Raw genomic sequence first — 13,044 nt, 5'->3', positions numbered from 1 at the left:
GTCGCAGGTTGGGGTGAGCGCAGCGAACCCCAACAAGCGCCGCCGGATGCCGTGCTGTTGGGGTTCACTGCGTTCACCCCAAGCTACGTCGCTCCAGTCGGGGCGGAGGAGTGGCACGTGAAGCGATGGCATACATTCGGCTGCTTGATGCTGGCATCCCTGTGCGGCGGGTCCGCTGTGGCCGGGCAGGTGGTCGATCTCGGCCAGCCCTCCGCCAAGGTCGCGCTCGAACAGGTGCAGCGCGGCGCCCATGAAGTGCGCGATGGCGCCGCGGTGCTGCAGCCCTTCGTGTTCCAGCCCGCTGCCGCTCCGCATCTCACGCTCGCACCCGCCCAAGGCAGCTGGGACTGGAGCAGCCAGGGCGAGCTGCACCTGCGCGTGCAGAGCGGCATGGCCTGGGCGGTGACGTTGCGCATCGATATCGACGGCGCTGGCAAGGACCAGGCGCTGCACGCCATCGTGGGCATTCCGGCCGGCCCTCCGCAGACCGTCGTCGTGCCGTTGCATGCCGTTTCGCCGCGCGCGCAGGGCATGCAGGTGGGGCCGCCGATGCCGTACGACAGCAAGGGACAGCGCGTGCTGGTCGCCACGGTGGTCGAAGGCCAGCTCGATCTGCACAAAATCGCCGCAGTGCGCCTGAGCATGCCTGCGCCGCAAGCCGCGCAGACGCTGCTGTTCGGCAAGCTGGAGACGATGTCTGGCGACGCTGCGCTGCGCGACGCGTATACCGCCATCGTCGACGGCTACGGCCAGTACACACGCGGCCAGTGGCCGGAGAAGATCGACAGCGATGCCGCGCTGCGTGCCGCGCAGGCCAAGGCGGTCGCAACGCCGTCGCCGGCGAAGCGCGATCCCTACGGCGGCCGTACCGACCTGCCTGCGTTCAAAGCCACCGGCTGGTTCCACACCGAGCGCCGCGACGGCCGCTGGTCGCTGGTGACGCCGGACGGTCATGCGTTCTTCTCGCTCGGCGTCAATGCGGTGACCACCGAGCAGCGCAGCTACGTGCAAGGCCGCGAGTGGATGTTCACCGGCCTGCCGCCCGACAGCGGCGCATGGCATGCCTTCTACGGCAGCGGCGACAACCGCTCGCCCGATGCGCAGGCCGCCGCGGGCATCGGCTACAACCACGGGCGCTGGTTCGATTTCTACGCGGCTAATCTGTATCGCCTGGACGGCGCGGACTGGCCGCAGGCCTGGCGCAAGCGCACGCTGGCGCGCCTGCATGCCTGGGGCTTCAACACGCTGGGCAACTGGAGCGACGAGGCGCTGGCGCGCGAACGCACGAATCGCCTGGCCTATACGCGTTCGATCGAAGTGGCCGGCGTGTTCGGCAATGTCTCCAGCGGCTACGACTATTGGGGCCGCATGCCGGATCCGTTCGATCCGCGCTTCGCGCAGGCGGCGGAAGCGGCCGCGCTGAAGGCCACCAAGGGCGTGGCCGACGATCCCTGGCTGCTGGGCTACTTCGCCGACAACGAACTGCCGTGGGCCGGCCAGGGACCGCAGGGGCGCTGGGGTCTTGCGCTGGGCACGCTGCGCGGCGAGGCGCGCAGCGATGCGAAGCAGGCCTTTATCGCGGCGCTCAAGCGCAAGTACGGCGAACCGGCGAAGCTGGCGGCGGCGTGGGGCATCGCCTTGAATACGTGGGATGCGCTCAACGCCACGGGCTACAACGCGCCGTTGCCCAGCGAAGCGCATCCGGCGGTCGCCGCCGACTACAGCGCCTGGCTGCAGCAATATGCCGAGCAGTATTTCCGCGTGGTGAGCGAAGCGCTGCACAAGCACGATGCGCACCATCTGTTCCTCGGCGGCCGCTTCGCGGTGAACACGCCGGAAGCCGTCGCCGCCTGCGCGCGCTACTGCGACGTGCTCAGCTTCAACGCCTACACCGACGTGCCGCAGCACGGCGTCGACATGGCCGCCATCGCCAAGCTCGGCAAGCCGGCGATGCTCACCGAATTCCATTTCGGCTCGGACGACCGCGGACCGTTCGGCCGCGGCGTGGTGCCGGTGTGGAACGAGGCGCAGCGCGGCGAAGCGTATGCGCGCTACGTGCAGGCCGCGGCGCAGGATCCGAACGTGGTCGGCGCGCACTGGTTCGAATACACCGACCAGCCGGTAAGCGGCCGTACGCTGGACGGCGAGAACTCGCACGTCGGCCTGGTCGGCATCACCGACCTGCCGTTCGGCAGTTTCGTCGACGCGGTGCGCAAGGCCAACGAGCAGGCCGGCGCGCGCTGATCAACCGGCCGTGATCAACCAACCAGGCTGGTCACCGCGCCGAACACCACCAGCATGATCACCGCCACCGCCAGGCAGGCGCTGGTCGGCTTGATGCGCCGCGCGTCGATGCGCGGCACCAGCCGCCACAGCAGCGCGGCGCCGATCAGCATGTTCAGCACGATGGCGGCGCGCCAGCCGGCGGTGCGCAGCAGGGCCAGCGGGTCGACCTGCGCGCCGTGCTTCATCAGCACCGCGCCGCCGACGATCACGTCCAGCAGCATCCACAGCAGGCAGGCCAGGTAGGTGCGGTTGAACACCACCGGGCTGCGTTCGATCCAGCGCAGCACCGCCCACGCGATGATCGCCAGGAACAGCGCGCCGATGCTGCTGTAGAGCACCCACCACAGCAGGCTGCTGAGCAGCACCAGGAAGGTGTTCATGCCTGCTCCCCGCCCAGGCCCAGCCGGCGCATCAGCTTGTCCAGCAGCCAGGCGGGGCCGACCAGCAGGTAGGACAGGTCGGTGAGGAAGCTGGGGCGGCGGCCTTCGATCGCATGGCCGACGAACTGGCCGACCCAGGCGACGGCGAACACCGCCACCGCGCTCCAGCGCAGCACGCTGGCGCCGTACTGCGCGTGGATCCATGCGGTGGGCAGGTCCAGCAGCACGAACACCACGAACATGGCGCCGCCCATGCGCCGCGAATGCTTCCAGTACCAGGTGAAGGCCAGCACCTGCGCGGCGACGGACCAGAAGCCCGGGCGGCCGAGCAGGGCCGGCACCGGGATGGTCCACATCAGCGAGATGGCGCTCCACAGGATCAGCGGCACGCACACTTCGTGCAGCCGCTGGTTGACGGGGTGGCGATGGTCGCCGGCGTAGCTGTCCAGCCAGGGACCTAAGCCAGTGCGCGGTTCCGCGGTGCGCATGGCGGCGATCAGCCCAGCTCGATATCGGCCAGGCGGCGCAGCGCCTCGGCGTACTTGGCTTCGGTGCGGCCGATCACGTCGGCCGGCACGCGCGGGCCGGGCGCGGTCTTGTTCCAGTCCAGCGTTTCCAGGTAGTCGCGCACGAACTGCTTGTCGTAGCTGGGCGGACTGATGCCCACCTGGTATTCGTCGGCCGGCCAGTAGCGCGAGGAGTCGGGCGTGAGCATCTCGTCCATCACGTAGAGCTTGCCGTCTTCGTCGGTGCCGAATTCCAGCTTGGTGTCGGCCAGGATGATGCCGCGCCCGGCGGCATAGGCCGCCGCCCACTTGTAGATGGTGAGGGTGGCGGCGCGCACCTGCTCGGCGAGCTCCGCGCCTACTGCGGCGACCACCGCGTCGAAGCTGACGTTCTCGTCGTGGTCGCCGACGGCGGCCTTGGTCGACGGGGTGAAGATCGGCTCCGGCAGCTGCTGCGCCTGCTTGAGGCCCGCCGGCAGCGCGATGCCGCAGACCGCGCCGGTGGCCTGGTAGTCCTTCCAGCCCGAGCCGATCAGATAGCCGCGCGCGATCGCCTCCACCGGCACCGGCTTCAGGCGGCGGGTGACCACGGCGCGCTTTTCGTACAGCGCCAGGTCGGTGCCGGCGGGAAGCACCTCGCTCAGCGGCGTGTGCAGCAGGTGGTTCGGCACCAGGTGTTCGGTCTTCGCAAACCAGAAGTTGGAGATCTGGGTGAGCATCTCGCCCTTGCCCGGGATCGGGTCGGGCAGCACCACGTCGAAGGCGGAGAGGCGGTCGCTGGCCACGATCAGCAGGCGGTTGCCGGGCAGCGCGTAGACGTCGCGCACCTTGCCGCGGTGGAGCAGTTCCAGGCCGGGGAGATCGGATTGCAGCAGGGTGGTGGGCACGGCGGACTCCTGGGCGGTCGGGGCGGGCAAGCCGGCTATTGTAGCGGCGGGTGGGCCGCGGATCGCCGTGGCGGGGCTGCTAGTATGGGAGTCTTTAGCCCCTCACCTGTGTCGCCGATGCGCCTCGCCCTGACTGCGGTACTCGTTCTCGCCGCCAGCCTTCCTGCCGTTGCCGCCACGCCGCCGAAGCCGGCGCGGCTGGGCCTGTGCGCGGCCTGCCATGGCGAAACCGGCATCGCGCAGATCCCCGGCGCGCCGCACCTGGCCGCGCAGAAGGCCGAGTACCTGCGCGAGGCCCTGCGCCAATACCGCGACGGCCGCCGCAAGGCGCCGATCATGCAGGCGGCGATCGGCCCGGTGAGCGAGGCGGACCTGGACGAACTGGCCCGCTGGTACAGCCAGCAGGCGCCGGTGAAGGCGCAGCCATGAACATGTCCTGGACCCTGGTGCTGGCCTTCCTGGGCCTGGTCTTCGGCCACAGCCTGTCGACCATGATCGCCGGCGGCGTGGTCGGCTTCGTCATCGACAGCATGCGCCAGACCCGGCGCCGCCGTACCCCGTCCGAGGGCGGCTACATCGGCCCGCTGTTCGCCCTGCTGGGCGCGGTGGCCAAGTCGGATGGGCGCGTGTCCGAAGCGGAGATCGCCGTCGCCGAGCGCCTGATGTCGCGCATGGGCCTGCCGGCCGAGCAGCGCCAGCAGGCGGTGGCGGCCTTCAATGCCGGCAAGGCGCCGGAATTCGACGTGACCCCAGCCATCGACGAGCTGCGCCAGTGGGTGGGCGTGCGCCGCGACCATGCCTTCCCGGTGCTGGACGTGGTGATCGACACCGTGCTGGCCGAGGGCAATCCGCCCCCGGAAAAAATGGCCATCCTGCGCCAGCTCGCCTTCGCCCTGCGGGTCAGCGACATGGAGCTGATGGCGCTGATGGCGATGAAGGGCTACGCCTGGAACGCCGGCGCCAACTACCGCGGCCAGAGCTATGGCAACGGCAGCGGCTACGCGCCGCCGCAGCGCAATACCAGCGGCCCGGATCCCTACACCGTGCTGGGCATCGGCCGCGACGTCGACGACCGCGCCGTGAAGCGCGCCTACCGCAAGCTGATTTCCGAACACCACCCCGACCGCCTGGGCGACCTGCCCGAGGACATGCGCAAGCGGGCCGAAGCGCGCGCCAGCGAGATCAACGCGGCGTACGAGCGGATCAAGGCCGAGCGCGGGTTTAAGTGAGTCGAACGGCCGAGCCGTCGCTCGCGGCGGTGTAGGCTCCCCCTGTTTTTCCCTTCCGTGCGCCCGATCATGAAACAGCCCAACGTCATCGCCCCCTCGATCCTCTCCGCCGACTTCGCCCGCCTGGGCGAGGACACCGCCAAGGCCCTGGCCGCCGGCGCGGACTGGGTGCATTTCGACGTGATGGACAACCATTACGTGCCCAACCTGACCATCGGCCCGATGGTGCTCAAGGCGCTGCGCGACTACGGCGTCACCGCGCCGATCGACGTGCACCTGATGGTCAAGCCGGTGGACCGCATCGTGCCGGACTTCGCCAAGGCCGGCGCGAGCGTGATCAGCTTCCATCCGGAAGCCAGCGAGCACGTCGACCGCACCATCGGCCTGATCAAGGATTCCGGCTGCCAGGCCGGCCTGGTGTTCAACCCGGCCACGCCGCTGAACTGGCTGGACCATGTGCTGGACAAGCTCGACCTGGTGCTGATCATGTCGGTCAATCCCGGCTTCGGCGGCCAGAAATTCATTCCGCATGCGCTGGACAAGCTGCGCGAGGTGCGCCGCCGCATCGACGAGAGCGGCCGCGCGATCCGCCTGGAAGTGGACGGTGGCGTCACCGCCGACAATATCGGCGCGATCGGCGCCGCCGGCGCGGACACGTTCGTGGCGGGCTCGGCCATCTTCAATGCGCCCGATTACCAGGCCGTGATCAAGGCCATGCACGCCCAGCTGGGCGCCTGAGCTTGAACCGCAGGCAATAAAAATCCCGGCGCGGGGAAGCGCCGGGATAAGACGTCGGAACGACGCCAGAGGAGACCACGCTGGTTGCGCCCTACGCTCCTGCGGGTTCCACGGCAATGGATTCGGGCGCCACCGCAAGTTCTGACAGGGCATTCCCCTGATGGTTCCTTGCACGACGAAAATATTTCCGCCGCAAGAAAAAAGCCCCGCGCGGGAGCGGGGCGGAACTCACCGTCCGGAGGCGGACGGGAAGGGGGCACTCGGTTGACGGTATCGCGGCGGGCTCCTTGCCCCGGCGGCCCGGCACGCCTCCTTGCGCACCAGCCGCCCATGCCTTCCACGGCAGCTCACTACAGAGGCGGGTCAGTGGATGCTCATCACCAGGCCCAGCAGCAGGGCGCCCAGGGCCAGCACCACGCGCAGGGGTTCGAAGCTGCGCAGTTCGGCATTGGGGTCGGTGGGTTCGGGCTTGTTCATGGCGGCATCCGGGGTGCGTCGAAGTGCTGCCTATGAGGCGCCGGCGGCGGGCGCGCGGCCCGGCACGGTGCGGGCGAAGGCGCGATGGCGTCTGGCAAAACGCGGGCAGCACAAGCCCCCGCCTTGCGCCGCGCGAGTCGGCATAGCACCCTGCGCGCCATCCGCACCGAGAGGGAACGCTCCATGGGCCGCAGCATTGCCATCGTCGAAGACGAACCGTTGATCCGCGCCAACTACGTCGAGGCGCTCAACCGCTTCGGCTACGACACGCGCGGCTACGGCTCGCGCCAGGAGGCCTCGACCGCCTTCGCCATGCGCCTGCCCGAGCTGGTGATCATCGACATCGGCCTGGGCGACGAGCCGGAAGGCGGCTTCGACCTGTGCCGCGAGCTGCGCGCGAAATCGCCGACGCTGCCGATCATCTTTCTCACCGCGCGCGATTCCGATTTCGACGTGATCTCCGGCCTGCGCCTGGGCGCCGACGATTACCTGAGCAAGGACACCAGCCTGCACCAGCTGGCCGCGCGCATCGCCGCGCTGTTCCGCCGCATCGAGTCGATGAAGGCGCCGGCGTCGAGCGAGACGGTGATCGAGCACGGCCCGCTCAAGCTCGAATCCGAGCGCATGCGCATCACCTGGAACAACGAAGAGATCCCGCTCACCGTCACCGAGTTCTGGATGGTGCACACCCTGGTGCGCTTCCCCGGCCACGTGAAGAACCGCGACCAGCTGATGCGCGAGGCGGAGCTGGTGGTGGACGACGCCACCATCACCTCGCACATCAAGCGCATCCGCAAGAAGTTCATCGCGGTGGCGCCGGAGTTCGACGCGATCGAGACGGTGCACGGCGTCGGCTATCGCTGGCGCCCTTGATGGGCCCGGCCAGCCGATGACGCTCCGCCGCAAGCTCCTGCTCGTCGCCCTGTGCACCCTGGCCCTGCCCGTGGCGGGCTGGCTGTACGTGCGCCAGATGGAAACCCTGCTGCGCGAAGGCCAGGCGCAGGCGCTGGTGGCCTCGGCGCGCGCAGTGGCGCGCAGCCTGGTGGTGACGCATGCGCCGCTGCCGCCGGGCGGCAATGGCTGGTATGTGCAGCAGGCGGTCAATCCCATCACGGTCGATGGCTATGGCGACGACTGGGCGCCGCTGACGCCGTGGAGCCAGTCGCTGGACAAGCGCGGCAAGCTGCTGCTCGCCGAGGACCGCGACTGGCTGTACCTCTATGTGGACGTGCGCAGCACGCACCGCACCCGCGCCGACGCGGCCGACGCCAATGCGCTGGCCGCGGATCACCTGATCCTGGGCCTGCGCAAGGGCGGCCAGCTGCGCCGGTATCTGATCGCCAGCGCCGCGCCGGGGCCGGCCACGGCGCGGCCGCTGGATCCGGCGGTGGAGCGCTTCCCGGAATGGATCGCCGCGCAGTGGCAGGAAGACGGCAGCGGCTACCGCGTGGAACTGCGCCTGCCGCGCGCGCTGGGCCTGGACGGCCTGGGCGTGGGCATCTACGACGCGGCGGCGCCGGACAGCGATCCGCAGGCGGCCGACGTGCGCCCGCTGCTGGGCTATTCCGCCGAGCTTTCGCACGAACTGGCCCAGCTCGCGCCGGAGAACGTGCGCGCCCGCGTGCTGGCGCCGCAGGGCTGGCTGCTGGCGCGCAGCGGCCGCCTGGGCAACACCGCGGTGCCGGCCGGCGAGCAGCCGGGCTGGTTCGCCTCGCTGGTGTACCGCTCGCTGCTGGCCAATCAATTGGAAGACGCCGAGCCCTGGACCGACGACGCCCCGCGCCTGGACGTGCACGAAGTGAACGCCGCCGCCGGCGGCGCGCCGTCCACGCTGTGGCGCCAGGGCGAGGCGCGCGGCAGCGTGGTGCTGGCCGCGGCGGTGCCGGTGGAGCAGGGCGGCAAGGTGCAGGGCGTGCTGCTGCTGGAACAGTCCAGCCGCGCCGTGCCGCTGCTGGCCAACCGCGCGCTGCTCGGCCTGCTGGCCACGAGTTTCGGCGTGCTGCTGGTGGCCGGCGGCATCCTGCTGGCCTTCGCCACGCGGCTGAGCCTGCGCCTGTCGCGCCTGCGCAATGCCGCCGAGCGCGCGCAGGCCAACGATGGACGTCTGGACGGCCAGATGCTGGCGCGCTTCCCGATGACCGACGCGCAGGACGAGATCGGCGACCTGGCGCGCAGCTTCGAGCGCCTGTTCGAAGTGGTCGGCGGCTATACCGACTACCTGCGCACGCTGGCTTCCAAGCTGTCGCATGAACTGAATACGCCGCTGGCGATCGTGAAGTCCTCGCTGGACAACCTCGAGCACTCGCTCACCGACCGCGACGCCCTGCCGCCCGAAGCCGCGCCCTACCTGGCCCGCGCCCGCGACGGCGTGGCGCGCCTGGGCACCCTGGTGCGCGCCATGAGCGAAGCCAGCCGGATGGAGCGCGCCATCGCCGCGGCGGAGCCGGAAGACGTGGACCTGGCCGAAGTGGTGCGCGGCTGCGCCGACGCCTACCGCCCGCTGGCCGGCACGCGCCGACTGGACTGCGTGCTGCCGGACGGCCCGCTGCGCCTGCACTGCGCGCCGGAACTGATCGCGCAGGCGCTGGACAAGCTGTTCGACAACGCGCTCTCGTTCACCCCCGAGGGCGGCTGGATGCGGTTGAGCCTGCGCGCGGCCGGCGACGGCGCCGAGATCGAGCTGGCCAACCAGGGCGAGCCTTTGCCGGCGGCGATGCAGGGACGTCTGTTCGATTCGCTGGTCAGCCTGCGCGACAAGGCCAGGCCGGGCGACGTGCCGCATCTTGGCCTGGGCTTGTACGTGGTGCGGCTGGTGGCCGAGCGCCACCATGGGGTGGCGTCGGCGCGCAATCTGGAGGATGGCAGCGGCGTGGCTTTCACCCTCAGCCTGCAGGGCATGCCGCGCCAGCGCCTGTAACGTAGGTTGGGGTGAGCCGGAGGCGAACCCCAACATCGCACCGTCCGGACGCACCGTATCGTTGGGGTTCGCCTCCGGCTCATCCCAACCTGCGTCACGCACACCCGGAGGCTAGCGCCTCACCATCCACCCGCTAGCGCTGTGCAGTACCTGTACTTGCAGCACCGCTGGAGTTCCGCAGGTCTCGCCCTTGCACGGCACCAGCGTCACGCTCAGGTGCTGGTCGTCATCCAGCTTGAAATCAGCCAGCTTCTCGCTGGCCGCGCCTGCCGCATTCTCCAGCGCAGTGCCGATAAACACGCCGCTGCGGAACACGTACAGCTGCAGGCTGGACGGATGGCAGGCGCGGTCGAAGCTCGCGGCGGCCTCCGCGACATAGGTATCGCCCTTGCGCTGCGCGCGGCCGGTGAGCAGGCGCTGGCCGCCGGTGAGCAGGAAGCGGTCCTCGTCGCTGCGCGCCGTGGGCGCGGCGGCGGCGCACTGGCCGGCGTTGGCGCTGGTGACGACGGCGGCGTCGCCATCGTCGTCGTCCTCGAATTCCAGCGGCTGCAGCGGCCGCGGCACATAGCGCTGCGCGGCTTCCGGTGCAGCGGCCGGCGCGGGCTTGTACAGCCACAGCGCCAACCCGGCGGCGGCGATCACCAGCACGGCGATGGCCCAGCCGGGGACGCGCCAGGTCCGGCTCGGCGCGGTGGCAGCAGGGATCGGCGGCGGCATGGCGTGCGTGGCATCGGTAGGCAGCGGCGGCGGCAGCGGCTCGCCGGCACTCGAAGGCGGCCACGGGAACCACTGCTGCCCGCCGTCATGGCACCACTGGTCGCCGGCTTCGGCATAGCGCGCCAGCGCGGATTCCGGCAGCGGGCCGCGCACCTGGCCCATGCGCAGCAGCCATACCAGCGGTGCGTCGTCCGGTTCCGGCTGCGCTTCCACGCCCATGTCTTCCAGCTGCGCGGCCTGGGCCTGCGCGGCGGACAGCTCCAGCCCACGGCGGATCAGCAGCGGCGCGCGCTCGAACACGCGCTTGCGGAAATCCGCGCCCTGCATGCCGAACGCCTCGGCCATGCGGGCGTGCGCGCTGTCCGGGTCGTGGCCGGGCAGCAGGCGGCCGGTGAGCACGAGGCAGTACTGATCCATATCGGTTCCCACCGGGGGACGCGGGTGCCGCGCCCATCCGCCCAAGGGTAGGCGCGGCGCCCGGAGCGGACAAGCGCGGGCGCCGCCGCCGCCGCGGTTATGCCTACAATGGCCGCCTTGAGTGTTCCCCGCATGGCTTCCCGGATCCCCTAGACGTGAGCTCACCAGAGAAGATCGGCCGCGAGCAGTTCGACGCGCTGGCTGCCCAAGGCCATACGCGCATCCCGCTGGTACGCGAGGTGTTTTCCGACCTCGACACGCCGTTGTCGGTGTACCTGAAACTGGCCGACGGCCCGTACACCTTCCTGTTCGAATCGGTCGAGGGCGGCGCCACCTGGGGACGCTATTCGATCATCGGCCTGCCGGCCCGCCGCGTGTACCGCCTGCGCGGGCACGAGCTGGAAGTGGAAGACAGCGGCGAAGTCACCGAGCGCCGCCACCTGGACGACCCGCTCGCCGAGATCGAAAAACTGCGCCTGCAGTACGACGTGCCGCGCCTGCCGCAGCTGCCGGCTTTCAGCGGCGGCCTGGTCGGCTATTTCGGCTTCGAGACCATCGGCTATATCGAGCCGCGCCTGGCGCGCTGGGACCGCGCCGACGAACTGGGCACGCCCGACGTGCTGCTGATGCTGGCCGAGGAAGTCGCCGTCTTCGACAACCTCAAGGGCCGCCTGTACCTGATCGTGCACGCCGATCCCGCCCGGCCGCACGCCTACGCCGAGGCGCAGCGCCGGCTCGACGCGCTGGTGCACCGCCTGCGCCAGGGCGGCGCCTCGTATCCGCAGCTCACCCAGTCGGTGGCGCTGGACGAGGGCGATTTCAAATCCTCCTTCACCAAGGAGGAATTCGAGGCGATGGTCGAGCGCGCGAAGGAATACATCCGCGCCGGCGACATCTTCCAGGTGGTGCCTTCGCAGCGCCTGAGCGTCGGCTTCAACGCGCGCCCGGTGGACGTGTACCGCGCGCTGCGCGCCTTGAACCCGTCGCCGTACATGTACTTCGTCGATCTGGGCGACACCCAGATCGTCGGCTCCTCGCCGGAGATCCTGGCGCGCCTGAAGGACGGCAAGGTGGTGGTGCGCCCACTGGCCGGCACGCGCAAGCGCGGCGCCACCGAGGAAGAAGACCAGGCGCTGGAAGCGGAGCTGCTGGCCGACCCCAAGGAGCGCGCCGAGCACGTGATGCTGATCGACCTGGGCCGCAACGACATCGGCCGCATCAGCGAGACCGGCAGCGTGGAAGTGAGCGAGTCCTTCGTGGTCGAGCGCTACTCGCACGTGATGCACATCGTGTCGCAGGTGCAGGGCCAGGTGCGCCCCGACGTCGGCTACATGGACGTGCTCAAGGCCACCTTCCCGGCCGGTACCTTGAGCGGTGCGCCGAAGATCCGCGCGCTGGAGATCATCCAGGAGCTCGAACCCTACAAGCGCAACATCTACGCCGGCGCGATCGGCTGGATCGGCTGGTGGGGCGATGCGGATACCGCCATCGCCATCCGCACCGCGGTGATCCAGGACGGCCGCCTGCACGTGCAGGCCGGCGCCGGCATCGTCTACGACTCCGACCCCACCGCCGAGTGGGAGGAGACCATGAACAAGGGCCGCGCGCTGTTCCGCGCCGTGGCGCAGGCGGCGAAGGGTCTGTAAGGCGGATGCGTATGCACAGGAAGCGCCAGTTGAGTCTTTCGATCACCCTTGCCGGCGTCGTCGCGCTGCCGCTGCTGTATTCGCTCAGCGCCAGTGCGCGCGAGCCGCTGGAAACGCGCTGGGTCGACGACCCGTACAGCCGCATGAAGGCGATGGCGATGCTGCAGTCGCTCAACGCCGACCTGCTGAGCCACCCCAGCGCCACGCTCACCTTGGAGCGCTGGTGCGGCACCCATCATCTGGCCCACGACGCCAAGGTGGTCGCGCGCGTGGTGAAGGGCGCGGACAAACCATTGCCGGATGGCGCGCGCGAGCAGCTGGGCATCGGCGCCGAAGAACCGGTGCGCTACCGCCAGGTGCAGCTGGTGTGCGGCGGCCTGGTGCTGTCGGAAGCCGACAACTGGTACGTGCCGTCGCGCCTGAGCGAGGCGATGAACCGTGAGCTGGACGAGAGCGACACCCCGTTCGGCAAGGTGGTGCAGGCGCTGCACTTCCGCCGCCAGACCCTGGCCGCGGAGCTCTTGTGGTCGCCGCTGCCGGCCGGCTGGGACGCCGGCGCGCCGCTGCCGCCGGCCACCCGCCATCCGCTGGATATCCCCGCTCATGTGCTGCAGCACCGCGCGGTGCTGGTGAGCGGCGACAACCGGCCTTTCAGCCTGGTGGTGGAGAGCTATACGGCGAACGTGCTGGCCATGCCCTCGTCGCTGCTGGCGCCGACCCCCTAAGCAAGCTCGGCGTAAGAACTACGTCACAAAATCTGCCAGAATGTGACGGCGATCGCAGGGAAGGGCGGTCGCCATTGCGCCGCGTGCCGCCAGGCACGCTCCCAGGGAAACGGGGCCCG

At 70.0% G+C, this 13,044-nt stretch carries 12 protein-coding genes; 8 read left to right on the top strand and 4 right to left on the bottom strand.

The features are described from left to right. Positions 1 to 117: 117 nt before the first annotated feature. Entirely contained in the window at positions 118 to 2,244 is a 2,127-nt protein-coding gene (locus tag KK141_RS08785; protein ID WP_345777539.1) for a beta-agarase, read from the top strand. Between the two features lie 14 nt (positions 2,245 to 2,258). Here KK141_RS08785 and KK141_RS08780 read toward each other — a convergent pair whose 3' ends face one another. From KK141_RS08780 to KK141_RS08770, 3 genes are read right to left on the bottom strand one after another with little or no spacing between them, the layout of a single operon-like run. Continuing rightward, entirely contained in the window at positions 2,259 to 2,666 is a 408-nt protein-coding gene (locus KK141_RS08780) for a hypothetical protein (protein ID WP_167252641.1), read from the bottom strand. Beyond that, positions 2,663 to 3,154 (bottom strand): Mpo1-like protein, encoded by a 492-nt coding sequence (locus KK141_RS08775; RefSeq protein WP_214569347.1) that lies wholly within the window; start codon positions 3,152 to 3,154, stop codon positions 2,663 to 2,665. Before KK141_RS08775 ends, KK141_RS08780 begins: the two co-directional genes overlap by 4 nt. Positions 3,155 to 3,162: 8 nt before the next feature. Then, positions 3,163 to 4,059, bottom strand: coding sequence for a phosphoribosylaminoimidazolesuccinocarboxamide synthase (locus KK141_RS08770; RefSeq protein ID WP_214569346.1), 897 nt, complete (start codon positions 4,057 to 4,059; stop codon positions 3,163 to 3,165). Between the two features lie 117 nt (positions 4,060 to 4,176). On the opposite strand from KK141_RS08770, the gene KK141_RS08765 reads away from it, so the two are divergent. The 5 genes from KK141_RS08765 (at position 4,177) to KK141_RS08745 (ending at position 9,420) form a co-directional block, all read left to right on the top strand. Beyond that, on the top strand, positions 4,177 to 4,488 hold the full coding sequence (locus tag KK141_RS08765; RefSeq protein WP_167252638.1) for a c-type cytochrome: 312 nt from the start codon (positions 4,177 to 4,179) through the stop codon (positions 4,486 to 4,488). After that, positions 4,485 to 5,288, top strand: a complete 804-nt coding sequence (gene djlA / locus KK141_RS08760; protein ID WP_214569345.1) for a co-chaperone DjlA — start codon at positions 4,485 to 4,487, stop codon at positions 5,286 to 5,288. Before KK141_RS08765 ends, djlA begins: the two co-directional genes overlap by 4 nt. Before the next feature lie 69 nt (positions 5,289 to 5,357). After that, complete coding sequence (gene rpe, locus KK141_RS08755) at positions 5,358 to 6,026, top strand: ribulose-phosphate 3-epimerase (protein ID WP_214569344.1); 669 nt, start codon at positions 5,358 to 5,360, stop codon at positions 6,024 to 6,026. A 660-nt stretch (positions 6,027 to 6,686) separates the two neighbouring features. Further along, positions 6,687 to 7,376, top strand: coding sequence for a proteobacterial dedicated sortase system response regulator (pdsR, locus tag KK141_RS08750; protein WP_167252635.1), 690 nt, complete (start codon positions 6,687 to 6,689; stop codon positions 7,374 to 7,376). A 16-nt stretch (positions 7,377 to 7,392) separates the two neighbouring features. Further along, the gene (locus KK141_RS08745) at positions 7,393 to 9,420 is read left to right on the top strand and encodes an ATP-binding protein (RefSeq protein WP_214569343.1); all 2,028 of its coding nucleotides are present in this window, start codon (positions 7,393 to 7,395) and stop codon (positions 9,418 to 9,420) included. A 111-nt stretch (positions 9,421 to 9,531) separates the two neighbouring features. Here KK141_RS08745 and KK141_RS08740 read toward each other — a convergent pair whose 3' ends face one another. Further along, complete coding sequence (locus KK141_RS08740; protein ID WP_214569342.1) at positions 9,532 to 10,554, bottom strand: hypothetical protein; 1,023 nt, start codon at positions 10,552 to 10,554, stop codon at positions 9,532 to 9,534. Between the two features lie 173 nt (positions 10,555 to 10,727). Between KK141_RS08740 and trpE the strand changes: the two genes are divergently transcribed. Both trpE and KK141_RS08730 read left to right on the top strand, forming a co-directional pair. Then, the gene (gene trpE, locus KK141_RS08735) at positions 10,728 to 12,200 is read left to right on the top strand and encodes an anthranilate synthase component I (protein WP_214569463.1); all 1,473 of its coding nucleotides are present in this window, start codon (positions 10,728 to 10,730) and stop codon (positions 12,198 to 12,200) included. 11 nt (positions 12,201 to 12,211) lie between these two features. After that, positions 12,212 to 12,925, top strand: a complete 714-nt coding sequence (locus KK141_RS08730; RefSeq protein ID WP_214569341.1) for a hypothetical protein — start codon at positions 12,212 to 12,214, stop codon at positions 12,923 to 12,925. The last annotated feature ends 119 nt before the right edge of the window (positions 12,926 to 13,044 follow it).

The organism is Dyella sp. LX-66, assembly GCF_018599165.1.
GTDB lineage: Bacteria > Pseudomonadota > Gammaproteobacteria > Xanthomonadales > Rhodanobacteraceae > Dyella_D > Dyella_D marensis.
Note: the sequence above shows the minus strand (reverse complement) of the source record. Positions and strands in the feature narration are given on the sequence as shown.

Bases quoted from the DNA above. Each gene is read 5' to 3' on its own strand.
- KK141_RS08745 (WP_214569343.1), top strand. From the start codon at position 7,393: ATGACGCTCCGCCGCAAGCTCCTGCTCGTCGCCCTGTGCACCCTGGCC.
- KK141_RS08775 (WP_214569347.1), bottom strand. From the start codon at position 3,154: ATGCGCACCGCGGAACCGCGCACTGGCTTAGGTCCCTGGCTGGACAGC.
- pdsR (WP_167252635.1), top strand. From the start codon at position 6,687: ATGGGCCGCAGCATTGCCATCGTCGAAGACGAACCGTTGATCCGCGCC.
- rpe (WP_214569344.1), top strand. From the start codon at position 5,358: ATGAAACAGCCCAACGTCATCGCCCCCTCGATCCTCTCCGCCGACTTC.
- KK141_RS08780 (WP_167252641.1), bottom strand. From the start codon at position 2,666: ATGAACACCTTCCTGGTGCTGCTCAGCAGCCTGCTGTGGTGGGTGCTC.
- djlA (WP_214569345.1), top strand. From the start codon at position 4,485: ATGAACATGTCCTGGACCCTGGTGCTGGCCTTCCTGGGCCTGGTCTTC.
- KK141_RS08730 (WP_214569341.1), top strand. From the start codon at position 12,212: ATGCACAGGAAGCGCCAGTTGAGTCTTTCGATCACCCTTGCCGGCGTC.
- KK141_RS08765 (WP_167252638.1), top strand. From the start codon at position 4,177: ATGCGCCTCGCCCTGACTGCGGTACTCGTTCTCGCCGCCAGCCTTCCT.
- KK141_RS08740 (WP_214569342.1), bottom strand. From the start codon at position 10,554: ATGGATCAGTACTGCCTCGTGCTCACCGGCCGCCTGCTGCCCGGCCAC.